General features: G+C 57.8%; 24 protein-coding genes. 19 read left to right on the top strand and 5 right to left on the bottom strand.

Annotation, left to right across the window (positions count from 1 at the left end; genetic code table 11):
• Position 1: 1 nt before the first annotated feature.
• Positions 2–535 carry a D-glycero-beta-D-manno-heptose 1,7-bisphosphate 7-phosphatase gene (gmhB, locus tag J3Q04_RS00185; RefSeq protein ID WP_420766042.1) on the top strand — a complete coding sequence of 178 codons (534 nt, stop codon included), beginning with the start codon at positions 2–4 and terminating at the stop codon, positions 533–535.
• Between the two features lie 77 nt (positions 536–612).
• The gene (locus J3Q04_RS00180) at positions 613–1,392 is read left to right on the top strand and encodes a lysophospholipid acyltransferase family protein (RefSeq protein ID WP_434608682.1); all 780 of its coding nucleotides are present in this window, start codon (positions 613–615) and stop codon (positions 1,390–1,392) included.
• Between the two features lie 166 nt (positions 1,393–1,558).
• On the opposite strand, the gene J3Q04_RS00175 is transcribed toward J3Q04_RS00180, so the two are convergent.
• Positions 1,559–3,073, bottom strand: coding sequence for an ATP-binding protein (locus tag J3Q04_RS00175; RefSeq protein ID WP_434608685.1), 1,515 nt, complete (start codon positions 3,071–3,073; stop codon positions 1,559–1,561).
• A gap of 235 nt (positions 3,074–3,308) precedes the next feature.
• On the opposite strand from J3Q04_RS00175, the gene J3Q04_RS00170 reads away from it, so the two are divergent.
• A complete protein-coding gene (locus tag J3Q04_RS00170; protein WP_420766045.1) occupies positions 3,309–4,043 on the top strand; it encodes a response regulator transcription factor in 735 nt (244 codons plus the stop codon).
• Between the two features lie 61 nt (positions 4,044–4,104).
• Here the strand turns inward: J3Q04_RS00170 and gyrB are convergent, their stop codons facing one another.
• From gyrB to dnaA, 4 genes are read right to left on the bottom strand one after another with little or no spacing between them, the layout of a single operon-like run.
• Positions 4,105–6,522, bottom strand: a complete 2,418-nt coding sequence (gene gyrB, locus J3Q04_RS00165) for a DNA topoisomerase (ATP-hydrolyzing) subunit B (RefSeq protein ID WP_420766046.1) — start codon at positions 6,520–6,522, stop codon at positions 4,105–4,107.
• Positions 6,523–6,527: 5 nt separating this feature from the next.
• Positions 6,528–7,631: a DNA replication/repair protein RecF gene (gene recF / locus J3Q04_RS00160; protein WP_030139022.1), complete on the bottom strand. Its 1,104-nt coding sequence runs from the start codon at positions 7,629–7,631 to the stop codon at positions 6,528–6,530.
• A 14-nt stretch (positions 7,632–7,645) separates the two neighbouring features.
• Positions 7,646–8,749 carry a DNA polymerase III subunit beta gene (gene dnaN, locus J3Q04_RS00155; protein WP_025211054.1) on the bottom strand — a complete coding sequence of 368 codons (1,104 nt, stop codon included), beginning with the start codon at positions 8,747–8,749 and terminating at the stop codon, positions 7,646–7,648.
• 39 nt (positions 8,750–8,788) lie between these two features.
• A complete protein-coding gene (dnaA, locus tag J3Q04_RS00150; protein ID WP_420766048.1) occupies positions 8,789–10,315 on the bottom strand; it encodes a chromosomal replication initiator protein DnaA in 1,527 nt (508 codons plus the stop codon).
• Between the two features lie 568 nt (positions 10,316–10,883).
• On the opposite strand from dnaA, the gene rpmH reads away from it, so the two are divergent.
• From rpmH to atpG, 16 genes are all read left to right on the top strand, one after another.
• Positions 10,884–11,018 (top strand): 50S ribosomal protein L34, encoded by a 135-nt coding sequence (gene rpmH, locus J3Q04_RS00145; RefSeq protein ID WP_003213577.1) that lies wholly within the window; start codon positions 10,884–10,886, stop codon positions 11,016–11,018.
• Between the two features lie 16 nt (positions 11,019–11,034).
• Positions 11,035–11,436, top strand: a complete 402-nt coding sequence (gene rnpA / locus J3Q04_RS00140; protein WP_420766123.1) for a ribonuclease P protein component — start codon at positions 11,035–11,037, stop codon at positions 11,434–11,436.
• On the top strand, positions 11,429–11,674 hold the full coding sequence (yidD, locus tag J3Q04_RS00135) for a membrane protein insertion efficiency factor YidD (protein ID WP_010465488.1): 246 nt from the start codon (positions 11,429–11,431) through the stop codon (positions 11,672–11,674). Before rnpA ends, yidD begins: the two co-directional genes overlap by 8 nt.
• A gap of 2 nt (positions 11,675–11,676) precedes the next feature.
• Positions 11,677–13,359 (top strand): membrane protein insertase YidC, encoded by a 1,683-nt coding sequence (yidC, locus tag J3Q04_RS00130; protein WP_420766049.1) that lies wholly within the window; start codon positions 11,677–11,679, stop codon positions 13,357–13,359.
• A gap of 79 nt (positions 13,360–13,438) precedes the next feature.
• Complete coding sequence (gene mnmE, locus J3Q04_RS00125; RefSeq protein WP_434608689.1) at positions 13,439–14,809, top strand: tRNA uridine-5-carboxymethylaminomethyl(34) synthesis GTPase MnmE; 1,371 nt, start codon at positions 13,439–13,441, stop codon at positions 14,807–14,809.
• Positions 14,810–15,555: 746 nt separating this feature from the next.
• Complete coding sequence (mnmG, locus tag J3Q04_RS00120; RefSeq protein WP_434608691.1) at positions 15,556–17,454, top strand: tRNA uridine-5-carboxymethylaminomethyl(34) synthesis enzyme MnmG; 1,899 nt, start codon at positions 15,556–15,558, stop codon at positions 17,452–17,454.
• A 5-nt stretch (positions 17,455–17,459) separates the two neighbouring features.
• Entirely contained in the window at positions 17,460–18,095 is a 636-nt protein-coding gene (gene rsmG, locus J3Q04_RS00115; RefSeq protein WP_434564169.1) for a 16S rRNA (guanine(527)-N(7))-methyltransferase RsmG, read from the top strand.
• Positions 18,096–18,113: 18 nt separating this feature from the next.
• Positions 18,114–18,911 carry a ParA family protein gene (locus tag J3Q04_RS00110; protein ID WP_186633322.1) on the top strand — a complete coding sequence of 266 codons (798 nt, stop codon included), beginning with the start codon at positions 18,114–18,116 and terminating at the stop codon, positions 18,909–18,911.
• A gap of 9 nt (positions 18,912–18,920) precedes the next feature.
• The gene (locus J3Q04_RS00105) at positions 18,921–19,784 is read left to right on the top strand and encodes a ParB/RepB/Spo0J family partition protein (protein WP_434608694.1); all 864 of its coding nucleotides are present in this window, start codon (positions 18,921–18,923) and stop codon (positions 19,782–19,784) included.
• Between the two features lie 148 nt (positions 19,785–19,932).
• Positions 19,933–20,340, top strand: a complete 408-nt coding sequence (locus tag J3Q04_RS00100; protein ID WP_039593179.1) for a F0F1 ATP synthase subunit I — start codon at positions 19,933–19,935, stop codon at positions 20,338–20,340.
• Positions 20,341–20,356: 16 nt separating this feature from the next.
• Complete coding sequence (gene atpB / locus J3Q04_RS00095; RefSeq protein ID WP_305497744.1) at positions 20,357–21,226, top strand: F0F1 ATP synthase subunit A; 870 nt, start codon at positions 20,357–20,359, stop codon at positions 21,224–21,226.
• A gap of 132 nt (positions 21,227–21,358) precedes the next feature.
• A complete protein-coding gene (gene atpE, locus J3Q04_RS00090; RefSeq protein ID WP_003097235.1) occupies positions 21,359–21,616 on the top strand; it encodes a F0F1 ATP synthase subunit C in 258 nt (85 codons plus the stop codon).
• A gap of 58 nt (positions 21,617–21,674) precedes the next feature.
• Complete coding sequence (locus tag J3Q04_RS00085) at positions 21,675–22,145, top strand: F0F1 ATP synthase subunit B (RefSeq protein ID WP_030139033.1); 471 nt, start codon at positions 21,675–21,677, stop codon at positions 22,143–22,145.
• 12 nt (positions 22,146–22,157) lie between these two features.
• A complete protein-coding gene (locus J3Q04_RS00080) occupies positions 22,158–22,694 on the top strand; it encodes a F0F1 ATP synthase subunit delta (protein ID WP_003187192.1) in 537 nt (178 codons plus the stop codon).
• 21 nt (positions 22,695–22,715) lie between these two features.
• Entirely contained in the window at positions 22,716–24,260 is a 1,545-nt protein-coding gene (gene atpA / locus J3Q04_RS00075) for a F0F1 ATP synthase subunit alpha (protein WP_024777788.1), read from the top strand.
• Between the two features lie 50 nt (positions 24,261–24,310).
• Positions 24,311–25,171 carry a F0F1 ATP synthase subunit gamma gene (atpG, locus tag J3Q04_RS00070; protein ID WP_072397487.1) on the top strand — a complete coding sequence of 287 codons (861 nt, stop codon included), beginning with the start codon at positions 24,311–24,313 and terminating at the stop codon, positions 25,169–25,171.
• Positions 25,172–25,185: the final 14 nt, after the last annotated feature.

Genomic DNA, 25,185 nt, shown 5'->3' with positions numbered 1-25,185 from the left:
CTTGAAACTGCTGATTCTCGATCGGGACGGCGTGATCAATCACGATTCCGATGCTTACATCAAATCGGTGGAGGAATGGTTGCCGATCCCCGGTTCCATCGAGGCCATTGCGCAGTTGAGCAAGGCCGGCTGGACGGTGGCGGTGGCCACCAACCAGTCGGGCATTGCCCGCGGTTACTACGAGCTAACCGTCCTGGACGCCATGCACGAGCGCTTGCGCGAGCTGGTGGCCGAGCAGGGCGGTGAAATCGGCCTGATCGTTTATTGTCCGCACGGGCCGGACGAGGGCTGCGATTGCCGCAAGCCCAAGCCCGGCATGTTGAAAACCATCGCCACGCATTATGACGTTGCGCTGGCGGGCGTATGGTTCGTTGGCGACAGCCTCGGTGACCTGGAGGCGGCCAAGGCCGTCGATTGTCAGCCAGTTTTAGTAAAGACCGGGAAAGGCGAGAAGACTCTGGGCAAGACCCTACCGGTGGGCACCTTGATATTTGACGACCTGGCGGCGATTGCCGCTGAACTTATCCACAACTAGGGCTCCCTGACATCCTGATCAAGGATTGTTCGGGAAGCGCTTGAACGGCGGGCATTGCCCGCATGGTAAACGCCGCTATGTCGATACTGCAGGCCATCAGAAGCTTCCTCTTTTACCTGCTGCTGGGCACCAGTTCCTTGTTGTGGTGCACGCTGAGTTTTTTTGTCGCACCGTTCATGTCGTTCAGGACGCGCTACCGCTTCATCAACGTCTACTGGTGCCGCTGCGCACTTTGGCTAAGCAAGGTGTTCCTGGGCATTCGTTACGAAGTGAAGGGTGCCGAGAACGTGCCCGACCGGCCTTGCATCATCCAGTCCAACCATCAGAGCACTTGGGAAACCTTCTTTCTTTCGGCCTATTTCGAGCCATTGAGCCAGGTCCTCAAGCGCGAGCTGCTGTTCGTACCGTTCTTCGGCTGGGCCATGGCGATGCTGCGCCCGATCGCGATTGATCGCGACAACCCCAAGGTTGCGCTCAAGCAAGTGGCGCAAAAAGGCGATGAGCTGCTGAAGGACAACGTCTGGGTCCTCATTTTTCCCGAAGGCACCCGCGTGCCCTATGGGACGATCGGAAAGTTCTCCCGCAGCGGTTCGGCGTTGGCTGTAAATGCAGGCCTGCCGGTGCTGCCGATTGCACACAATGCCGGAAAATTCTGGCCAAAGACGGGCTGGATCAGAACGCCTGGAACCATCACCGTGGTCATCGGCGCACCGATGTATGCAGAGGGCAGCGGCCCCCGGGCAATCGCTGAGCTCAACGACCGCGTCCAGGCCTGGAACGAACAGACGCAAAGGGATTTGGGTTCGCTACCATCAGCCCCCGCCGCACCGGCAACGCCGGACACGCTAGCTGTCTGAGAACTGTGGATAACCTGTGTACCGTTTCGCTGAATTTAGTTGCTTTTATTTCCTAATGCCTTGTTTTTAAAGCATATTTCTTAAGCACATAAAACAGCGGAAAAGGTGCATAAGTTTTTATAGCGCTCTTGAAACGCAGCTTCGGTGTTCGTCGAAGCTGCGATTTTTAGCTCAACAGCGGAAATCGCAAGCTGAAGGTTGTCCCTTCCCCCACTTCGCTACGGCATTCAATCTCCCCGCCGTGATGATCGACGACTGCCTTGACCATTGACAGTCCCAGGCCAATGCCATCCACGCCATGAGCTGAAGAAAAGCGTCGATACTGAATGAACAGGTCTGGCAGCTCCCCGGCATCGATGCCTTTGCCTTGGTCAACCACATCGCAAGTCAACCAACCCTCCGCACATCGCACATGCAGTGAAATACAGGTTTCGCTCGTGCTGTATTTGATGGCGTTTTCCAGCAAGTTGAAGAGCGCGCGAGTCAGCAGGGGTTGATCGGCGTTGACTGTCGCTTCGTCATCATCCAGTTGGTATTGCAGATGGATGTTCTTGGCCTGGGCGATGGGTAATGCCTGGTCGATGACGTCCAGGACCAGCATTGCAAACAGCGTCGGCCGGAACTGGTAGGCGTCTGATTCAGCCTTGGCCAATTGGACGAACCCGTCAGTCAGGTCCAAGGCACGACGGACCTGGCGCTCGATCTGGTCGAACAGTGGGTTTTCAGCCCCTGCGTCATGCCGATGCACATCGAGCAGCGCCAGGATGGCCGAGTGGGGGGCGCGCAGGTCATGGGAAAGGAAGCGGAGCATGACACTGCGCTGCTCTTCGGCCGCCCGCTCGGCGCTCAGGTCCGTCAGGCTCATCAGCCAACCTATAGGGACGTCCCCATCAACTGGCAGCAGCGCAGCTCTTTCCAGCCGCAGGCTGCGTTCACGTATGTCGCGAAACTCTACCAACGGCAATGTGGACAATCGGTGGGCAGGGGAGTGCGCCAATGCGGGATAACCCAGCCGTGCCAGTGCTTCCAGCACATCCGCGCCCACCAGGGCATGATCGAACAACTCACGGGCCTTGCGATTGCCGAGCAGTATGTTGCCTTGCGGATCGCTGATCATCGTCGCCACCGGCAAATACTCCAGGCCGTCGGCAATAAAACGTCGCGTGTCCCGCGTGCGATTCATGGCCTGTTCCAACGCCATGACTTGTCCTTGTAGACCATCACTGCCGATATAGGACGCGCGACGACGCTCCGGGAATACCTTCGGCTCCGCATCCAGGCGTGCCAACTCCCAACCAAAATAAGCCAGCACCACGCTCAAGCGCCGCCAGTTCCAGATCAGATAACCGCCGAGCATGCCCAGCAGGCTGGGTGCCGGCGACCACGACCTACCCTGCGCGTCTAGCAACAGGCTTACGAGTAGGGCCGCTGCCATGCCTGCCAATGTCGTTCCCAGGGCAAAGCGCGGGCGCAACAGCAGCGAACCCAGGACGCAGCCCACCAGACATGTTGATAGCAAGGCGGCGACCGTCCCATCGCGATCCGAATGCACGCAATACGACATCAACGCGGTCGTTGGCAACAGGAGAAGACTTATCCACAACCATTCGCGAACCCAACGACGAAACAACCGTTGGACTTGGGTGGGTTCACGACTTTCATGGCGACGCGGGTTGCTCATAAGTAACCTGACGGAACATGGACTGAGGGTGTTGATCATGGCTTGGCGCGTCATACGTTCAGCGTCAAGCCCGAGACTATAGCGGACTCGATCGTGGCATGCGGCTGCCTTTCCCTCGTCGCCACTAGCCGGTATTGTCTCAGCCTGCGACAGGAGAGTGAAACAAGTCAGCTGCTGAGTTGCCTTCATCGCCCCTGTGGATGTCAGTATTTTCAAGATCAAGGAATCGCGTCCCATGCGTGTCGCCATACTGGATGACGAACCGGCCGAACTACGCCGGGTGGAACAGACACTGCAACAGATCCCCGGAAGGGGCGAGCAAGCCTGGACACTGCATAGTTTCGAACGAAGCGAAGATCTGTTGCGCCAATTGCGCCGCGAAACATTCGACCTGCTGATACTCGACTGGCAGTTGCCGGATATCAGCGGACTGTCTTTGCTTCGCTGGACACGCGAGCACATGGACTCACCACCGGCTGCCATCATGCTCACCAGCCGTGACGGCGAGCACGACATTGTCCAAGCCCTTAATGCCGGTGCCGACGACTACGTCAGCAAGCCATTCCGTCCCAATGAACTCAAGGCCCGGGTTACGGCAGTACTGCGCCGTCATAACCTGCAACGCATACCGACCAGTGATGTCTTGGTATTCAACGACCTCGAATTCGACGACGCGGAACTCACGGTTACCCGCGCTGGCATTCCCATCAGCCTGACTGAACGAGAATATCGCCTGGCTCGCTGCCTGTTCGCCAACCTCGGGCGGCCACTGTCCCGGGAGTATTTTTATGAACGCTTCTGGACCCACGAGGAAATGACCTCGTCCCGTCCGCTCGACACCCACATCTACCGCTTGCGCAACAAACTAGGGCTGACGGCGGATCGGGGCTGGCAGTTGCTGACGATCTATGGGTATGGATATCGTCTGGAGAGCGTGGCGGCAGGCAGCGAGGCTTGCGAAGCGAGTTAGCGTAAAAAAAAGGCCAACGCATACGCGTTGGCCTTCTTCGTTGGGGCAGTGACAACCCGGATCAGAAATCCAGGTTGGATACCGCCAATGCGTTGCTCTCGATGAAGTCACGACGTGGCTCGACCGCATCCCCCATCAGGGTATTGAAGATCTGGTCCGCGCCAATGGCGTCTTCGATGGTGACTTTCAGCATGCGACGCGAGCCCGGGTCCATGGTGGTCTCCCACAGTTGGTCCGGGTTCATCTCGCCCAGCCCTTTGTATCGCTGGATGGTGTGGCGCTTGGTGCTTTCAGCCATCAGCCATTCAAGGGCTTCTTTGAACTCAGTCACGGACTTCTTGCGCTCACCGCGCTGGATGTAAGCCCCTTCGTCTAGCAGCGTGCTCAACTGAGCGCCGAGAGAGACGACCGTCTTGTAGTCGTTGCTGCTGAAGAAGTCGCGGTTGAAGGTGACGTAGTTCGACAGGCCGTGGGAAATCAGTTCGACTTCAGGCAGCCATACGTTGCGTTCACGGTCTTCACGCAGGCTGGCCTTGTAGACCAGGCCGGATTTTTCCACGGTACGCAGGCGGACTTCATACTGGGCCAGCCAATCCTGCATGGCAGCGTGATCGGACAGTTGCTCCAGGCTTACGGCCGGCAGGTAGATGAAGTGCTCGGTCAGTTCCTGCGGATACAGACGCGACAGACGCTTGAGGGTCTTCATTACCAGGCGGAAGTCATTCACCAGGCGCTCAAGGGCTTCACCGGAAATGCCCGGCGCATCTTCGTTCAGGTGCAGGCTCGCGTCTTCCAGGGCCGACTGCGTCATGTACTCTTCCATGGCGTCGTCGTCTTTGATGTATTGCTCTTGCTTGCCTTTCTTGACCTTGTACAACGGTGGTTGGGCGATATAGATGTAGCCGCGCTCGATCAGCTCCGGCAACTGACGGAAGAAGAACGTCAGCAGCAGGGTGCGGATGTGCGAACCGTCAACGTCAGCGTCGGTCATGATGATGATGTTGTGATAGCGCAGCTTGTCGATGTTGTACTCTTCACGGCCGATGCCACAGCCCAGCGCGGTGATAAGCGTGCCGACTTCCTGGGAGGAAATCATCTTGTCGAAGCGCGCTTTCTCGACGTTGAGGATCTTGCCTTTCAACGGCAGGATGGCCTGGGTGCGACGGTTACGACCCTGCTTGGCGGAACCACCAGCAGAGTCACCTTCCACGAGGTACAGCTCGGACAGGGCAGGGTCCTTTTCCTGGCAGTCCGCCAGTTTGCCCGGCAGGCCCGCGATGTCCAGCGCGCCTTTGCGGCGAGTCATCTCACGAGCCTTGCGCGCCGCTTCACGGGCGCGGGCGGCGTCGATCATCTTGCCGACCACCAGCTTGGCTTCGTTGGGGTTCTCCAGCAGGAAGTCAGAGAAGTATTTCCCCATTTCCTGTTCGACCGCAGTCTTCACTTCGGAAGACACCAGCTTGTCCTTCGTCTGGGAGCTGAATTTCGGATCGGGCACCTTGACCGAAATGATCGCGGTCAAGCCTTCACGGGCATCGTCACCGGTAGTGGCGACCTTATGCTTCTTCGCCAGGCCTTCCTGTTCGATGTAGTTGTTCAAGTTACGCGTGAGCGCCGAACGGAAGCCCACCAGGTGGGTTCCACCGTCGCGCTGCGGGATATTGTTGGTGAAACACAACAGGTTCTCGTTGAAGCTGTCGTTCCACTGCAGGGCGATTTCCACACCGATGCCGTCGTCGCGCTGCACATTGAAGTGGAACACCTGATTGACCGCAGTCTTGTTGGTGTTCAGGTATTCAACGAACGCACGCAGGCCGCCTTCATACTTGAACAGCTCCTCCTTGCCGCTGCGCTCGTCCTTGAGGACGATGCCGACACCGGAGTTGAGGAAGGACAATTCACGAATCCGCTTGGCCAGGATGTCCCAGCTGAAATGGATGTTCTTGAAGGTTTCGCTGGAAGCCTTGAAGTGGATCTGGGTGCCCGTGGTCTCGCTGTCGCCAACGATCGCCATCGGTGCCTGGGGCACGCCATGGACATAAGTCTGTTCCCAGATCTTGCCGCTGCGGCGAACGGTCAGCACCAGTTCTTCGGACAGTGCGTTCACCACCGAAACACCTACGCCGTGCAACCCGCCGGAAACCTTGTAGGAGTTATCGTCGAATTTCCCGCCTGCGTGGAGGACGGTCATGATGACCTCGGCAGCGGAAACACCTTCCTCTTTGTGTACGTCCACCGGGATGCCACGGCCGTTGTCACGAACGGTGATGGACTCATCCGGGTGGATGATGATGCTGATGTCGTCGCAATGGCCGGCGAGGGCTTCGTCGATGGAGTTGTCGACCACCTCGAACACCATGTGGTGCAGGCCGCTACCATCATCAGTGTCGCCAATGTACATACCGGGACGTTTGCGTACGGCATCCAGGCCTTTCAGCACTTTAATGCTCGTTGAGTCGTACGTATTTTCTTCGCTCAATGCCTTCACTCCCGATGGTCGTGGGTCTGGGTGATACGGCCCTGTTCCACGTGGAACAGAGCGACTGGCGTTTCCGTCTGCCAGCCTTCCCTCAATAATTCGTGGTCTACACAAGTGATGAACACTTGGCAGCGTAAGTCTTCCAGCAAGCGGCATAACGCCCGACGGTGGGCTTCGTCCAGCTCGGACGGCAAGTCATCCACCAGATAAATACACTGACCGCGGCGGGCCTGGCTGACCAGATGCCCTTGGGCGATACGCAAGGCGCACACCACCAACTTCTGCTGCCCCCGGGACAAGATGTCCGCGGCATTATGTGCACCCAATCGAAGCCGCAGGTCAGCGCGCTGAGGTCCAGCCTGGGTGTGACCCATCTGCTGATCGCGCTGCAGCGAGCCAGCCAGCACGGCACTCAATTCCCGGTCCTTATCCCAGCCTCGGTAATAGCTGAGCGTCAGACCCTCAAGCTCAACGAGTTCGCTCAACGTCTGTTCGAAAACCGGTTTCAAGGCTTTTATATAAGCGCGGCGGTATTCATCGATTTCGGCGCTGGCCTGACACAGTTCCCTGTCCCAAACCGCTTGCGAAACGGCGTCAAGTGTACCATGCCGCAGCCAAGAGTTTCGCTGGCGCAGCGCCTTCTGCAAGCGCTGCCAGGTCGCCATGAAACGCGGTTCCACGTGGAACACGCCCCAGTCCAGAAACTGTCGGCGGATCTTCGGTGCGCCTTCCAGCAGACGGAAGCTGTCCGGGTTGATCAGCTGCAACGGCAAGATCTCGGCCAGTTGGGCCGCGCTGCGGGCGTTCTGCCCATCAATACGGATCTGGAACTCGCCTTGCCGGTCCCGCGAGATCCCCAGGGCGCTATGGCCGCCTTCCGCCAGTTCCACTTGGCCAAACACCGTACACGCCAGTTGGTCGTACTGAATGACCGGCAACAGACGGGTGCTGCGAAACGAACGGGCAAGCCCAAGCAGGTGCACGGCTTCCAGCACGCTGGTCTTGCCGCTGCCGTTGGCGCCGTAAAGAATATTGATGCGGGGGGAAGGGGAGAAGGTCACCGGGTGCAGATTGCGCACCGCGGTGACCGAGACGCGACTTAAGGACATCTAGCTGATTCTGATTACAGACGCATCGGCATGACAACGTAAGCCGAATCGTCGTTATCAGACTCCTGCACCAGCGCACTGCTGTTGGAGTCGGACAGGATCAGACGCACCTGCTCAGTGGTCATCACGCCCAGCACGTCCAGCAGGTAGCTGACGTTGAAACCGATTTCCAGTGAGCCGCCGTTGTAGTCCACGCCGACTTCTTCTTCCGCTTCTTCCTGCTCGGGGTTGTTCGCCTGGATCTTCAGCTGGCCGTTGGCCAACTGCAAACGAATGCCGCGGTATTTTTCGTTGGAGAGGATCGCGGTACGGCTGAACGCTTCGCGCAGCGCTTGACGATCGCCCAGTACCAGCTTGTCACCACCTTTTGGCAGCACACGCTCGTAATCGGGGAACTTGCCGTCCACCAGTTTCGACGTGAAAGTGAACTCGCCAGTCGTGGCGCGGATGTGGTGCTGGCCCAACACGATGCTGACGTTGCCGTCCGGCTCGGTCAGCAGACGGGCCAGCTCCAGGATGCCCTTACGCGGCACGATTACCTGATGGCGATCCGGCTGACCGATATCAGCCTGCATCGAGCACATCGCCAAGCGATGACCGTCGGTAGCCACGGCGCGGATGATCCCGGCAGACACTTCCAACAGCATGCCGTTGAGGTAATAACGCACATCCTGCTGGGCCATGGCGAAACTGGTGCGCTCGATCAGGCGGCGCAGCTTGCTCTGCTCCAGGCTGCAAGTCAGCGATCCCGGGCCTTCCTCGACCGTCGGGAAATCGTTGGCCGGCAGGGTCGACAAAGTGAAACGGCTGCGACCAGCCTTGACGACGAGCTTTTGCTCATCAACTTTGATATCGATCAGCGCATCGTTTGGCAGGCTTTTGCAGATATCCATCAGCTTACGCGCAGGCACGGTGATGGAGCCCGGATCGGCCGGCTCTTCGAGTTGGACACGACCAACCAGCTCGACTTCCAGGTCGGTACCGGTCAGCGACAATTGCTGGCCTTCGACAACCAGCAGCACGTTGGAAAGTACCGGCAAGGTCTGGCGGCGTTCGACGACGCCCGCGACCAGTTGCAGGGGTTTCAACAGGGCTTCGCGTTGAATGGTGAAATGCATGGTCTAGTCCCTTGCCTTAATAAGCTGCGCTGGTGGTCATCAAGTGGTCAATGTACGCAGCAGGTTCTTGTAGTCCTCGCGGATGTCCGCGTCGGATTCCTTAAGTTCGTTGATCTTGCGGCAGGCGTGCAGCACCGTGGTGTGATCGCGTCCACCAAACACGTCGCCGATTTCCGGCAGGCTGTGGTTGGTCAGTTCCTTGGACAAGGCCATGGCCACCTGTCGCGGTCGAGCCACCGAACGTGAACGACGTTTCGAAAGCAGGTCGGAAATCTTGATTTTGTAGTATTCAGCAACGGTTCGCTGAATGTTATCCACAGACACAAGTTTGTCCTGAAGCGCCAGCAGGTCCTTCAACGACTCGCGGATCAGCTCGATGGTGATATCGCGGCCCATGAAATGGGAATGGGCAATCACCCGCTTGAGGGCACCTTCAAGCTCACGCACGTTCGAGCGAATACGCTGGGCGATGAAGAACGCGGCGTCATGAGGAAGCTCGACCTTGGCCTGATCGGCTTTCTTCATCAGGATCGCGACCCGGGTTTCCAGCTCAGGCGGCTCGACGGCCACCGTCAGGCCCCAACCGAAACGCGACTTGAGACGTTCCTCAAGGCCTTCGATCTCTTTCGGGTAGCGGTCGCTGGTGAGAATGACTTGCTGCCCGCCTTCAAGCAATGCGTTGAAGGTGTGGAAGAACTCTTCCTGTGAACGTTCCTTGCGGGCGAAGAATTGAATGTCGTCGATCAGCAAGGCGTCGACCGAACGGTAGAAACGCTTGAACTCGTTGATAGCATTGAGCTGCAACGCCTTGACCATATCGGCCACGAAACGCTCGGAATGCAGGTATACAACCTTGGCGTTCGGGTTCTTCTTTAATAGATGGTTGCCCACCGCATGCATCAAGTGGGTCTTACCCAGGCCGACGCCGCCATAAAGAAAGAGCGGGTTGTAGCCGTGCTTGGGGTTATCCGCCACCTGCCAGGCCGCGGCGCGAGCCAATTGGTTGGATTTACCTTCAACGAAATTCTCGAAGGTAAAGGTCCGGTTCAGATAGCTGGTGTGCTTCAGTGCGCCTTCGACCTGGACGGTGCGTTGTTCGGTACGCACCGGCGCCTGCTGGGAGCTCGCCCCGGCCATCGGGTCGAAGCTGTCCCGGGAAGGCTCTTCACTGACCTCGGCGACTTTTTGTGCATTGCGCTTGCTCGGGGCTGGCGCGGGCGCTGGGGCGGCATGGTTGTTGACCGGTACCGGCGCGGCCTGCTGGGCCTGTGATGCAGCAGCAGCCAGCGGCGCGTTGGGCGCGGCGCGGGGGGCGGAGCTACGTTTGCTGCCTATTAATAAGGACAACGCAGGCGCCATGCCATTGCCATGCTCATCAAGCAGTTCCATGACCCGGCCCAGGTACTTTTCGTTGACCCAGTCGAGGACGAAACGGTTCGGTGCATAGACACGCAACTCGTCGCCTTCGGCTTCGACCTGTAGTGGACGGATCCAAGTGTTGAATTGTTGGGCAGGCAGCTCATCGCGCAAAAGCTCCACGCACTGCTGCCAAAGTTCCACTGACACGGACATCCCCTAAGTTGAAAGCCGGTGAGGCAAAAACAAGCGGCCATTGTAGCGAGCAGACGAGCACTTATCCACACGCAGCTTGCTCATCGACCATGATTTATCGATGCGTAACCCGAACGAAAGGCGACCGGCGGTCGGTGGATAAGCCCTGTGGATAACCGCGCCTGAGGCCGTTGCACAACTGGGGGCGAAACTCAGTGGATAACCGGCCTGTGGATAACCTGGCATTCCACGCACAGCTTATCCGACAGCGCAGCACAGGCTTGCCACCGCTTTCCCGCCTAGTTGTCATTCTCTGTACATTGCGGATTACAAGGCCTTGGAGCGGTTATCCACAGCTAGGCGTCGGCCTTGCTTTTATAAGCTTTACAGAAAAGCTTTAAATACTTTCCTTCTTTATTTCTATATCTAGCGTTGTGTGACGAAACCGCCGAAAAGCGGCTGGTCATCTATTTAAAGGAAACGCTGGTTGGAAATTGACCTAGAGGCTTGCTTTCTCTAGAATCCCCGGTCTCTTAAAACGGGGGCCATTCCGGCCCGTTGTGGACGAACCAGGTAACACGACATGAAACGTACTTTCCAACCAAGCACTATCAAACGCGCTCGTACCCACGGTTTCCGTGCTCGCATGGCTACCAAGAATGGTCGTGCCGTCCTGTCGCGTCGTCGCGCCAAAGGTCGTGCGCGTCTGGCAGTTTGATAATCCGGCACTGGAGGTGAGTCAGGACTTCAGTCGGGAAAAGCGTCTGCTTACCCCCCGGCATTTCAAGGCAGTCTTTGACTCCCCTACCGGCAAGGTTCCGGGGAAAAATCTCCTGCTCCTTGCGCGCAGTAACGATCTCGATCACCCCCGACTTGGGCTGGTTATCGGGAAAAAGAGCGTTAAGCTCTCCGTTCAGCGCAATCGCCTCAAGCGTTTGATGCGCGAATCGTTTCGCCTGAATCAGGATTCACTGGTGGGGTGGGACATTGTGATCGTTGCGCGCAAAGGTTTGGGTGACGTAGAAAACCCCGAATTGATTCAGCATTTCGGCAAGCTCTGGAAACGTCTGGCCCGTAACAAGCCAGCACCAGCAGCCAACACCGAAACTGTAGGGGTAGACAGTACCGATGCGTAAGCTGGCACTCGTTCCGATCCAGTTCTATCGCTACGCCATTAGTCCCCTGATGGCCAGCCACTGTCGTTTCTACCCCAGTTGTTCTTGCTACGCGTATGAAGCCATAGAAAATCATGGCCTTCTGCGCGGTGGCTGGCTGACCTTTCGTCGTTTAGGTCGCTGTCATCCGTGGAATCCCGGCGGTTATGACCCGGTTCCGCCTATCCCTACCTCCCGTTCTTCTTCGATGGCCGAGTAATCATGGATATCAAACGCACGATCCTGATCGTCGCCCTGGCAATCGTGTCCTACGTCATGGTCCTTAAATGGAACCAGGACTACGGCCAGGCTGCCCTGCCGACTCAGAATGTTGCAGCCAGCAATACCGCACCGAGCCTGCCGGATGCTCCAGTTGGCAACAACGCTGCCAACAATGACGACATCCCACGCGCGGCAAGCGATACCAGCGCTCCTGCCGAAGCCCCAGTGGCCGTAAGCAAAGATCTCATCCAGATCAAGACGGACGTGCTCGAGCTGGCAATCGACCCACAAGGTGGTGACGTCGCGCAGCTGAAGCTGCCGCTGTACCCACGTCGTCAGGATCATCCGGAAATTCCGTTCCAGTTGTTCGACAACGGTAACGAGCGCACCTATCTGGCCCAAAGTGGCCTGATCGGTACCAACGGTCCGGATTCGAACCCGGCCGGTCGCCCGATCTACTCTGCCGAGAAGAAGACTTATCAACTGGCTGACGGTCAGGACCAACTGGTCGTGGACCTGAAGTTCAGCAAGGACGGCGTCAACTACATCAAACGTTTCACTGTGAAACGTGGCATGTACGACGTAACCGTCTCTTATCTGATCGACAACCAGAGCGCCCAACCTTGGTCCGGTGCGATGTTCGCGCAACTCAAGCGTGATGCCAGCGACGATCCATCCTCCAGCACCGCCACCGGCACCGCGACTTACCTGGGCGCTGCCCTGTGGACAAGTTCGGAGCCGTACAAAAAAGTGTCCATGAAGGACATGGACAAGGCTCAGCTCAAGGAAACCGTCCAAGGTGGCTGGGTTGCCTGGCTGCAGCACTATTTTGTAACTGCGTGGATCCCGCAAAAAGGCGACAGTAACGTCGTCCAGACGCGTAAAGACAGCAAAGGCAACTTCATCATCGGTTATACCGGCCCGACATTGACTGCCGCGCCCGGTGCAAAAGCCGAAACGAGCGCCGTTCTGTATGCCGGTCCAAAAAGCCAGGCCGTGCTGAAAGAGTTGTCCCCAGGTCTGGAATTGACTGTTGACTATGGCTTCCTTTGGTTCATTGCCCAGCCAATCTTCTGGCTGCTGCAACATATCCACAGCATCGTCGGCAACTGGGGTTGGTCGATCATCTTCCTGACCATGCTGATCAAGGGGATCTTCTTCCCGCTGTCGGCTGCCAGCTACAAATCGATGGCACGGATGCGTGCAGTGGCGCCGAAACTGGCCGCCCTGAAAGAACAACATGGCGATGACCGGCAGAAAATGTCTCAGGCCATGATGGAGTTGTACAAGAAGGAGAAGATCAACCCGCTGGGTGGTTGCTTGCCGATTCTTGTACAAATGCCTGTGTTCCTCGCGCTTTACTGGGTCTTGCTGGAAAGCGTGGAGATGCGCCAGGCTCCGTTCATGCTGTGGATTACGGACTTGTCGATCAAGGATCCGTTCTTCATCCTGCCGATCATCATGGGCGCCACCATGTTCATCCAGCAGCAGCTGAACCCGACACCTCCGGACCCGATGCAGGCGAAGGTCATGAAAATGATGCCAATCATCTTCACCTTCTTCTTCCTGTGGTTCCCGGCGGGTCTTGTGCTGTACTGGGTTGTGAACAACGTGCTGTCGATCACCCAGCAGTGGTACATCACGCGTAAGATCGAAGCGGCTACGAAAAAAGCCGAGGCGTAACTTGCTCTGTGGATAACCACACAAAACGCCCCCTAGTGGGGCGTTTTGCTATCTGCCATTTTTGTCTGGATACCGGTTTATGAGCGCACCGCGTGAAACCATCGCCGCCGTTGCCACCGCTCAAGGTCGCGGCGGTGTCGGCATCGTCCGTATTTCGGGGCCGTTGGCCAGTGTCGCGGCCAACGCGATCAGCGGTCGTGAGCTCAGACCGAGGTTTGCCCATTACGGCCCGTTCTTCGATTCGCAGCGGCAAGTGCTCGATGAAGGGCTGGCCTTGTATTTCCCGGGGCCTAACTCATTCACCGGTGAAGATGTGTTGGAGCTGCAGGGCCACGGCGGCCCGGTTGTCCTGGACATGTTGCTCCAGCGTTGCCTCGAGCTGGGCTGTCGCCTGGCGCGGCCGGGGGAATTCAGCGAACGAGCATTCCTCAACGACAAACTCGACCTGGCCCAGGCCGAGGCCATTGCCGATCTCATCGAAGCGAGCTCCGCGCAAGCGGCACGTAATGCGTTGCGCTCGTTGCAAGGGGCATTTTCACAGCGTGTGCATAACCTCACCGAGCAACTGATCGGCCTACGCATCTACGTCGAGGCCGCAATCGATTTCCCCGAAGAGGAAATCGACTTTCTCGCCGATGGCCACGTGCTGAGCATGCTCGATAAGGTCCGCGATGAATTATCCACAGTCCTGCGTGAAGCTGGGCAGGGTGCCTTGCTCCGCGACGGGATGACAGTGGTGATTGCCGGTCGGCCGAACGCCGGCAAATCCAGTCTGCTTAACGCCTTAGCCGGTCGCGAAGCAGCGATCGTCACCGAGATTGCCGGCACCACCCGAGACATCCTGCGCGAACATATCCACATCGATGGAATGCCTCTGCACGTGGTGGACACCGCTGGATTGCGCGACACCGATGACCAGGTCGAAAAAATTGGTGTTGAACGTGCCCTGAAGGCCATCAGTGAAGCCGACCGTGTATTGCTGGTGGTGGACGCGACTGCGCCGGAAGCGGACGATCCTTTTGCCTTGTGGCCTGAGTTCCTCCAAGTTCGCCCGGATCCATCGAAAGTCACGCTGATTCGTAACAAGGCTGACCTGACCGGGGAGGCGATTGCCCTCGAAGTCAGCGACGACGGCCACGTGACCATCAGCCTAAGCGCGAAATCAGCGGGCGAGGGGCTGGAATTGCTGCGCGACCATCTCAAGGCTTGCATGGGTTATGAACAGACCTCGGAGAGCAGCTTCAGCGCCAGGCGCAGACACCTCGAAGCACTGCGCCACGCCAGCGCGGCCTTGGAGCACGGCCGCGCACAATTGACCTTGGCGGGGGCAGGAGAACTGCTGGCAGAAGATCTTCGCCAGGCTCAACAGTTCCTCGGGGAAATTACCGGCGCCTTCAGCTCTGATGATCTGTTGGGGCGGATCTTTTCCAGCTTCTGCATCGGTAAATAACCCCGCCGGGACTGTCGACAAACCCGTGGCGAGGGAGCTTGCTCCCGTTCGGCTGCGACGCAGTCGTAAACCGGCGGGTGCGGTGTGTCAGGTACTCCGCATTCGGCAGGTTTTGGGGCGCCGCTTCGCTACCAGCGGGAGCAAGCTCCCTCGCCACAGGCCTATCGTTCCTCGGCAACCACATCACGTCTTTGCAGCCGGGTTTGTCCTCGAAAGCCTATCGAGCGCAACACAAACCGCTACCTCCACTTTTTTTGAACTGATTGCCCTTAATGGCGGCTGGCCTGTGGACGCTTCGGCGACCCTTGTCGGCTGTTTTCTGTGGATTAAGCCCTGTGAATAACTGACACTAAGGTCGGTTGATAAGGCCCCTTCAAAACTGGATATAACCGCACCTGTGGATAAAGGCCATATTAATCCACAGGCTTACACCGGTTATCCAAGGCGCTCCGGGGTACATGGTCACAGGGTTTTAAAACTCTGTACATGCTGTAAAACAAGGGATGCAGAACGTTATCCACAGATAGGCCGGTCACTAAGAATAAACATAAAAACAAAGGTTTTATAAATTTCTTTCTTTTTTATTTTTTTAACCCCGAGTTCTCCACAGCTGGTTAAATTTTGTGCAGAGGGTTCTTTAGGAAGAGGGAAGTCCCTATACTTGCCGACCCTGGTTCGAAAACGCCCAGGAACCAAGCCAGAATCTATTTCCGAATTACCTGAATAAAGCAGGCACGAGGTGCGTGGTGGATTTCCCTTCCCGTTTTGAAGTGATCGTCATCGGCGGCGGTCATGCCGGTACCGAGGCAGCACTTGCATCAGCACGCATGGGCGCTAAAACCCTGCTGCTGACGCATAACGTGGAAACCCTCGGTGCCATGAGCTGCAACCCCGCCATTGGTGGCATCGGCAAGAGCCACCTGGTCAAGGAAATCGACGCCCTTGGCGGTGCGATGGCCATGGCCACGGATAAAGGGGGCATTCAGTTTCGCGTGTTGAACAGCCGCAAGGGCCCAGCCGTGCGCGCCACCCGCGCCCAGGCCGATCGAGTCCTGTACAAGGCCGCTGTCCGTGAAATCCTGGAAAACCAGCCGAACCTGTGGATATTTCAACAAGCAGCCGATGACCTGATCGTCGAGCAGGACCAAGTACGCGGTGTCGTCACGCAAATGGGTCTGCGTTTCTTCGCCGATTCCGTGGTGTTGACCACCGGGACCTTCCTCGGCGGACTTATCCACATCGGTTTGCAGAATTTTTCCGGCGGTCGCGCTGGCGATCCTCCATCGATCGCCCTGGCCCAGCGCCTGCGTGAACTGCCGCTGCGTGTTGGTCGGTTGAAAACCGGTACACCACCGCGTATCGACGGCAAGTCGGTGGATTTCTCGGTGATGACCGAGCAACCTGGCGATACTCCGATCCCGGTGATGTCGTTCATGGGCAACAAGGAACAGCATCCACGGCAAGTCAGTTGCTGGATCACCCATACCAACGCCCGCACCCACGAAATCATCGCGGCGAACCTCGATCGTTCGCCGATGTATTCCGCTGCTGGTGAAATCGAAGGTGTCGGCCCCCGCTATTGCCCGTCGATCGAAGACAAGATCCATCGTTTTGCCGACAAGGAAAGCCATCAGGTGTTCATCGAACCGGAAGGTTTGACCACCCATGAGCTGTATCCGAACGGGATATCCACAAGTCTGCCGTTCGACGTGCAATTGCAGATCGTGCAATCGATCCGTGGCATGGAGAACGCGCACATCGTGCGTCCGGGTTATGCGATCGAGTACGACTACTTCGATCCGCGCGATCTGAAGTACAGCCTGGAAACCAAAGTTATCGGCGGTCTGTTCTTCGCTGGACAGATCAACGGCACCACCGGCTACGAAGAAGCGGGTGCCCAGGGTTTGCTCGCCGGAGCCAACGCCGCACTGCTCGCCAAGGGTAAGGAAGCCTGGTGCCCGCGCCGTGATGAGGCGTACATCGGTGTTCTGGTGGACGACCTGATTACCCTGGGTACTCAGGAACCGTATCGGATGTTCACCTCCCGCGCCGAATATCGCCTGATCCTGCGTGAAGACAACGCCGATCTGCGTCTGACTGAAAAAGGGCGTGAACTGGGCTTGGTGGATGACGTGCGTTGGGCCGCGTTCTGCAAGAAGCGCGAAAGTATCGAGCTGGAAGAGCAGCGCCTGAAAAGTACCTGGGTTCGCCCGGGCACCGAACAGGGCGATGCGATTGCAGCTCGGTTCGGTACGCCGTTGACCCACGAATACAACCTGCTCAACTTGTTGAGCCGTCCGGAAATCGATTACGCCGGGCTGGTGGAAGTGACCGGTCAAGGTGCGGAGGATCCGCAAGTCGCCGAACAGGTCGAAATCAAGACCAAATACGCCGGTTACATCGACCGCCAGCAGGATGAAATCGCTCGCTTGCGCGCCAGCGAAGACACCAAATTGCCTGTGGATATCGATTACACCGGCATCTCCGGATTGTCGAAAGAGATCCAGAGCAAACTCGGTGCGACGCGGCCAGAGACCCTGGGCCAGGCCTCGCGCATTCCCGGCGTCACGCCGGCGGCCATTTCACTGTTGATGATTCATTTGAAAAAACGCGGCGCGGGCCGCCAGTTGGAGCAGAGCGCTTGAGTTCGATGGTCACCTCGCAACACGCTGAAGAGTTATCCACAGGTGCCCGCCAGCTCGGCGTGAGCCTGAGCGAAGCCCAGCATGCGCAACTGCTGGGCTATCTGGCGCTGTTGATCAAGTGGAACAAGGCCTACAACCTGACCGCGGTACGCGATCCCGACGAGATGGTTTCGCGGCATCTGCTCGACAGTCTGAGTGTGATGTCCTTCGTCGAGAACGGTCGGTGGCTGGACGTTGGCAGTGGCGGTGGCATGCCGGGCATCCCGCTGGCGATCCTGTTTCCGGATTCTCAAGTGACCTGCCTGGACAGCAACGGCAAGAAAACCCGCTTCCTGACGCAGGTCAAACTCGAACTCAAACTGGATAACCTCCAGGTTATCCACAGCCGCGTCGAAGCTTTCCAGCCTGAAAAGCCTTTCAACGGAATCATCTCAAGGGCTTTCAGCAGCATGGAGAACTTCAGCAACTGGACGCGCCACCTTGGCGACGCCAATACGCGCTGGCTGGCAATGAAGGGCGTTCATCCGGCCGATGAGCTGGTAGCATTGCCGGCAGACTTCCACCTCGATAGCGAACACGCCTTGGCCGTACCCGGTTGCCAAGGCCAACGCCATCTGCTGATACTGCGCCGCACGGCATGATTGGGAACACACGCAAGAATGGCTAAGGTATTCGCAATAGCGAACCAGAAAGGTGGTGTGGGCAAGACCACCACCTGCATCAACCTCGCAGCATCCCTGGTCGCCACCAAGCGCCGGGTGCTGTTGATCGACCTCGATCCACAGGGCAACGCCACCATGGGTAGCGGTGTGGATAAACATGGCTTGGAAAACTCCATCTACGACGTCCTGATCGGCGAATGCGATCTGGGCCAGGCCATGCACTTCTCCGAACATGGCGGTTATCAACTGCTGCCGGCCAACCGCGACCTGACGGCGGCCGAAGTGGTGCTGTTGGAAATGCAGATGAAGGAAAGCCGCCTGCGCAGCGCGCTGGCGCCGGTCCGCGAGAATTACGACTACATCCTGATCGACTGCCCACCGTCGCTGTCGATGTTGACCCTCAACGCCTTGGTGGCCGCCGATGGGGTGATTATCCCCATGCAGTGCGAGTACTTTGCCCTTGAAGGGTTGAGCGACCTTGTGGATAACATCAAGCGTATCGCTGAATTGCTGAACCCGGACCTGAAGGTCGAGGGACTGTTGCGGACCATGTACGACCCGCGCCTGAGCCTGATGAACGATGTTTCTGCCCAGCTCAAGGAGCATTTCGGCGAGCAGCTCTACGATACGGTCATCCCGCGCAACATCCGTCTGGCCGAAGCGCCGAGCTACGGCATGCCGGCCCTGGCGTACGATAAACAATCGCGCGGCGCGCTGGCCTACCTGGCGCTGGCAGGCGAGATGGTTCGCCGCCAACGTCGTCAACCACGCATCGCTGCAGCCCAGCCAACTTAAGGAAGCCCCATGGCCGTCAAGAAACGAGGTCTCGGACGTGGACTGGATGCGCTGCTCAGCGGTCCGACTGTCAGTTCGCTGGAAGAGCAGGCCGATCACCGTGAATTGCAGCATTTGCCCCTGGACCTGATCCAGCGTGGCAAATACCAGCCGCGCCGGGACATGGATCCGCAGGCGCTGGAGGAACTGGCCCAGTCGATCAAGACGCAGGGGGTGATGCAACCGATCGTGGTGCGGCCGATTGCCGATGGGCGTTTCGAGATCATCGCTGGCGAACGCCGCTGGCGCGCCAGCCAGCAGGCCGGACAGGAAACCATTCCGGCGATGGTCCGCGATGTGCCGGACGAGACTGCAATCGCCATGGCGCTGATCGAGAACATCCAGCGCGAAGACCTCAACCCTATCGAAGAAGCCGTGGCCCTGCAGCGCTTGCAGCAGGAATTCCAGCTGACCCAGCAACAAGTCGCCGAAGCGGTGGGCAAGTCTCGCGTGACAGTGGCGAACCTGCTGCGGTTGATCGCGTTGCCAGAGGTCATCAAGACCATGTTGTCCCACGGCGACCTGGAAATGGGACATGCCCGGGCATTGCTCGGTTTGCCGGAGAATCAACAGGTTGAAGGGGCGCGACATGTTGTCGCACGCGGCCTGACCGTGCGCCAAACCGAGGCACTGGTTCGTCAATGGCTGAGCGGTAAACCTGCGCCTGTCGAAGCACCAAAACCCGATCCGGATATCGCTCGTCTTGAGCAGCGCCTGGCCGAGCGCCTGGGCTCTGCCGTGCAGATTCGCCATGGAAAGAAGGGCAAGGGTCAGCTGGTGATCGGTTATAACTCCCTCGATGAGCTGCAAGGTGTTCTTGCGCACATTCGCTGAAACAATTGCCCTTGTAGCGCGCAGTCGGAAATCACTACCTGAAGGTTGAATAGGGGCAGAACCGCCCCTATACTCTGCGCGCATTTTGTCGGCACAAATTATGCCAAGTTGTTGAATTCAGGCAGCCGACCATTGGAGAGCAAAAGCGATGGAAACACGCACGCCAAACCGCTTGCCGTTCCATCGTCTGGCAGTTTTCCCGGTGTTGATGGCCCAGTTCGTCGTTGTATTGATCGCCGCGTTGGCGCTTTGGCAATGGAAGGGAGTCGTCGCCGGATACTCGGGTCTTTGCGGAGGCCTGATAGCCTTGCTTCCCAATATTTACTTCGCTCACAGGGCATTTCGGTTTTCCGGCGCCCGAGCAGCCCAGGCTATCGTCCGGTCTTTTTATGCCGGCGAGGCGGGGAAACTGATTTTGACGGCAGTGCTGTTTGCGCTGACGTTCGCAGGTGTGAAGCCACTGGCGCCGCTGGCTGTATTCGGCGTGTTCCTGCTGACCCAGATGGTCAGTTGGTTCGCTCCCCTGCTAATGAGAACAAGACTTTCGAGACCTTAGGGCGTTTGAGGCAACCATGGCAGAAACAACCGCTTCGGGCTATATCCAGCACCACTTGCAGAACCTGACCTTCGGGCAGCTACCTAACGGCAGCTGGGGCTTTGCTCACACCGCAGCAGAAGCCAAGGAAATGGGCTTCTGGGCTTTCCACGTCGATACCCTCGGCTGGTCGGTCGCGTTGGGTCTGATCTTCGTTTTCCTTTTCCGCATGGCGGCGAAAAAAGCGACTTCCGGTCAGCCAGGTGCACTGCAGAACTTCGTTGAAGTATTGGTCGAATTCGTCGATGGCAGCGTGAAAGACAGCTTCCATGGCCGTAGCCCGGTGATCGCACCGCTGGCACTGACCATCTTCGTCTGGGTGTTCCTGATGAACGCCATCGACCTGGTACCGGTCGACTGGATTCCTCAGCTGGCCATCCTGATCTCCGGCGATGCCCATATCCCGTTCCGCGCCGTGTCGACCACCGACCCGAACGCGACCCTGGGCATGGCGTTCTCGGTTTTCGCACTGATCATTTTCTACAGCATCAAGGTCAAGGGCATCGGCGGCTTCATCGGCGAACTGACCCTTCACCCGTTCGGCAGCAAGAACATCCTTGTTCAGGCCCTGCTGATTCCGGTGAACTTCCTCCTGGAATTCGTGACCCTGATCGCCAAGCCAATCTCTCTGGCCCTGCGTCTGTTCGGCAACATGTATGCCGGCGAGCTGGTGTTCATCCTGATCGCTGTGATGTTCGGCAGCGGCCTGCTCTGGCTCAGCGGCCTGGGCGTGGTGCTGCAATGGGCGTGGGCTGTGTTCCACATCCTGATCATCACCTTGCAGGCGTTCATCTTCATGATGCTGACCATCGTCTACCTGTCGATGGCGCACGAAGAAAACCATTAAGGCCAGTCTCGACTAGTCTGATGTCCTTCCCGGTCAAACGGGAAGGGGCCCGAACGGGCTCGATGAAACGATTTGTTTTACCGCTTTAATCTAAAAAACCTAAACCATACGACGTAAAAGTCGGGAGGAAAGATGGAAACTGTAGTTGGTCTAACCGCTATCGCTGTTGCACTGTTGATCGGCCTGGGCGCACTGGGTACCGCAATTGGTTTCGGCCTGTTGGGCGGCAAGTTCCTGGAAGGCGCTGCGCGTCAGCCAGAAATGGTTCCAATGCTGCAAGTCAAAATGTTCATCGTTGCCGGTCTGCTCGACGCCGTAACCATGATCGGTGTTGGTATCGCGCTGTTCTTCACCTTTGCGAACCCGTTCGTTGGTCAGATCGCTGGCTGATTACTCGGATTTTCCGGGTAATTTGGTGTGATGGACAACGTAACTGCGAGGTGTTGGCGTGAACATTAATGCGACCCTGATTGGCCAGTCCGTTGCGTTCCTGATTTTTGTACTGTTCTGCATGAAGTTCGTATGGCCTCCGGTCATTGCGGCATTGCACGAACGTCAAAAGAAGATCGCTGATGGTCTGGACGCTGCCAGCCGAGCAGCTCGCGACCTGGAGTTGGCCCATGAGAAAGTGGGTCAGCAACTGCGCGAAGCGAAAGCTCAGGCAGCTGAAATCATCGAGCAAGCCAAGAAGCGCGGTACGCAGATTGTCGACGAAGCCCGTGAACAGGCTCGCGTCGAAGCTGACCGTGTGAAGGCTCAGGCTCAAGCCGAGATCGAACAGGAACTCAACAGTGTCAAAGACGCGCTGCGCGCCCAAGTGGGTAGCCTGGCCGTTGGCGGTGCTTCGAAGATCCTGGGTGCCACAATCGATCAAAACGCGCACGCAGAGCTGGTAAACCAACTGGCTGCTGAAATCTAAGCGAGGGCGATCATGGCAGAACTGACCACGTTGGCCCGACCTTACGCTAAGGCGGCCTTCGAGCACGCTCAGGCCCACCAGCAACTGGCCAATTGGTCAGCCATGCTCGGCCTGGCAGCAGCGGTGTCGCAAGACGACACCATGCAGCGCGTGCTCAAGGCCCCGCGACTGACGAGCGCAGAAAAGGCCGCCACGTTCATTGACGTGTGCGGCGACAAGTTCGATGCCAAGGCACAGAATTTCATCCACGTCGTTGCCGAAAACGACCGTCTCCCGCTTCTGCCGGAGATCGCCGCACTGTTCGACCTGTACAAGGCCGAGCAGGAGAAGTCGGTAGACGTGGAAGTGACCAGTGCTTTTGCATTGAACCAAGAACAGCAAGACAAACTCGCCAAGGTTCTCAGTGCACGACTCAACCGGGAAGTGCGCCTGCAAGTCGAGGAAGACAAGTCCCTGATAGGGGGCGTTGTAATCCGCGCCGGCGACCTGGTTATCGATGGCTCGATTCGCGGCAAAATCGCGAAACTTGCCGAAGCATTGAAATCTTGAGTTTGAAGGGGCAGCAGAGCAATGCAGCAACTCAATCCTTCCGAAATAAGTGAAATTATCAAGGGCCGCATCGAAAAGCTCGATGTGACCTCCCAAGCCCGTAACGAAGGCACTGTCGTCAGCGTATCTGACGGCATCGTGCGGATTCACGGTCTGGCCGACGTCATGTACGGCGAGATGATCGAGTTTCCGGGCGGCGTCTACGGTATGGCCCTCAACCTGGAGCAAGACTCTGTAGGTGCCGTGGTACTGGGCGCGTACACGACTCTGGCTGAAGGCATGAGCGCCAAGTGCACCGGCCGCATCCTCGAGGTTCCTGTCGGTAAGGAACTGCTGGGTCGCGTTGTCGACGCACTGGGTAACCCTGTTGACGGCAAAGGTCCGCTGAACAACACCGAGACCGACGCGGTCGAGAAAGTTGCTCCTGGCGTGATCTGGCGTAAGTCGGTAGACCAGCCTGTACAGACTGGCTACAAGGCTGTCGATGCCATGATTCCTGTCGGCCGTGGCCAGCGTGAGCTGATCATCGGTGACCGTCAGATCGGTAAGACCGCTCTGGCGATCGACGCGATCATCAACCAGAAAAACAGCGGCATCTTCTGCGTTTACGTAGCAATCGGTCAGAAGCAATCGACCATCGCCAACGTGGTTCGCAAACTGGAAGAAAACGGTGCACTGGCCAACACCATCATCGTTGCCGCCAGCGCCTCCGAATCGGCTGCCCTTCAGTTCCTGGCACCGTACTCCGGTTGCACCATGGGCGAATACTTCCGCGACCGCGGTGAAGACGCGCTGATCGTTTATGACGATCTGTCCAAGCAAGCAGTGGCCTACCGCCAGATTTCCCTGCTGCTGCGCCGTCCACCAGGCCGTGAAGCCTACCCAGGCGACGTGTTCTATCTCCACTCCCGTCTGCTGGAGCGCGCATCCCGCGTTTCGGAAGAGTACGTAGAGAAGTTCACCAACGGCGCAGTGACTGGCAAGACCGGTTCCCTGACCGCGCTGCCGATCATCGAAACCCAGGCTGGCGACGTTTCCGCGTTCGTTCCGACCAACGTGATTTCCATCACCGACGGTCAGATCTTCCTGGAATCGGCCATGTTCAACTCGGGCATCCGTCCTGCTGTGAACGCCGGTGTTTCGGTATCCCGTGTGGGTGGTGCCGCTCAGACCAAGATCATCAAGAAGCTGTCCGGTGGTATCCGTACCGCCCTGGCTCAGTACCGTGAACTGGCGGCATTCGCCCAGTTCGCTTCTGACCTGGACGAAGCGACCCGTAAGCAACTTGAGCATGGTCAGCGCGTTACCGAGCTGATGAAGCAGAAGCAATACGCACCGATGTCGATCGCTGACATGGCGCTGTCGCTGTATGCCGCTGAGCGTGGGTTCCTGACTGACATTGAAATCGCCAAGATCGGCAGCTTCGAACAAGCGCTGATTGCTTTCTTCAACCGCGATCACGCCGATTTGATGGCCAAGATCAACGTGAAGGGTGACTTCAATGACGAAATCGACGCTGGCCTCAAAGCCGGCATCGAGAAGTTCAAGGCCACCCAAACCTGGTAAGCCGCAGCGGGAGCCGCAAGGCTCCCGCTTGCTAACCTGATAGGTGTTACATGGCAGGCGCAAAAGAGATTCGCAGTAAGATTGCGAGCATCAAAAGCACGCAAAAGATTACCAGCGCCATGGAAAAAGTGGCGGTCAGCAAAATGCGCAAGGCACAAATGCGCATGGCTGCTAGCCGTCCTTATGCGGAGCGCATCCGCCAGGTGATTGGTCATCTGGCCAACGCCAACCCGGAATACCGTCACCCGTTCATGATCGAACGCGCCATCAAGCGCGTCGGTTACGTTGTGGTGAGCAGTGACCGTGGTCTGTGCGGTGGCTTGAACACCAACCTGTTCAAGGCCCTGGTCAAGGACATGGCGGTAAACCGCGAACAAGGCGTCGAGATCGATCTGTGCGTGGTCGGTAGCAAGGGTGCGGCTTTCTTCCGCAACTTCGGCGGTAACGTCGTCGCTGCTATCAGCCACCTGGGTGAAGAACCGTCGATCAATGATTTGATCGGCAGCGTCAAGGTGATGCTGGATGCTTACCTGGAAGGCCGGATCGACCGCCTGTCCGTGGTATCCAACAAGTTCATCAACACCATGACGCAACAGCCGACCGTGGAGCAATTGATTCCACTGGTGGCGACCCCGGAACAGGAACTCAAGCACCACTGGGACTATCTCTACGAACCGGATGCCAAGGAGCTGCTCGACGGCTTGATGGTCCGCTACGTGGAGTCGCAGGTCTACCAGGCGGTGGTCGAGAACAACGCAGCTGAACAAGCGGCGCGGATGATCGCGATGAAGAACGCTACCGACAACGCCGGTGATTTGATCAGCGATTTGCAGCTGATCTACAACAAGGCGCGTCAGGCTGCGATCACCCAAGAGATCTCGGAAATCGTCGGCGGCGCTGCCGCGGTTTAACGGTTCAAATATTC

The sequence above is a fragment of the Pseudomonas sp. D4-21 genome (assembly GCF_051132125.1).
Taxonomy (GTDB): Bacteria; Pseudomonadota; Gammaproteobacteria; order Pseudomonadales; family Pseudomonadaceae; genus Aquipseudomonas.
The sequence above is the reverse complement of the archived record's forward strand: the minus strand, read 5'-3'. Positions and strand labels throughout refer to the sequence as shown.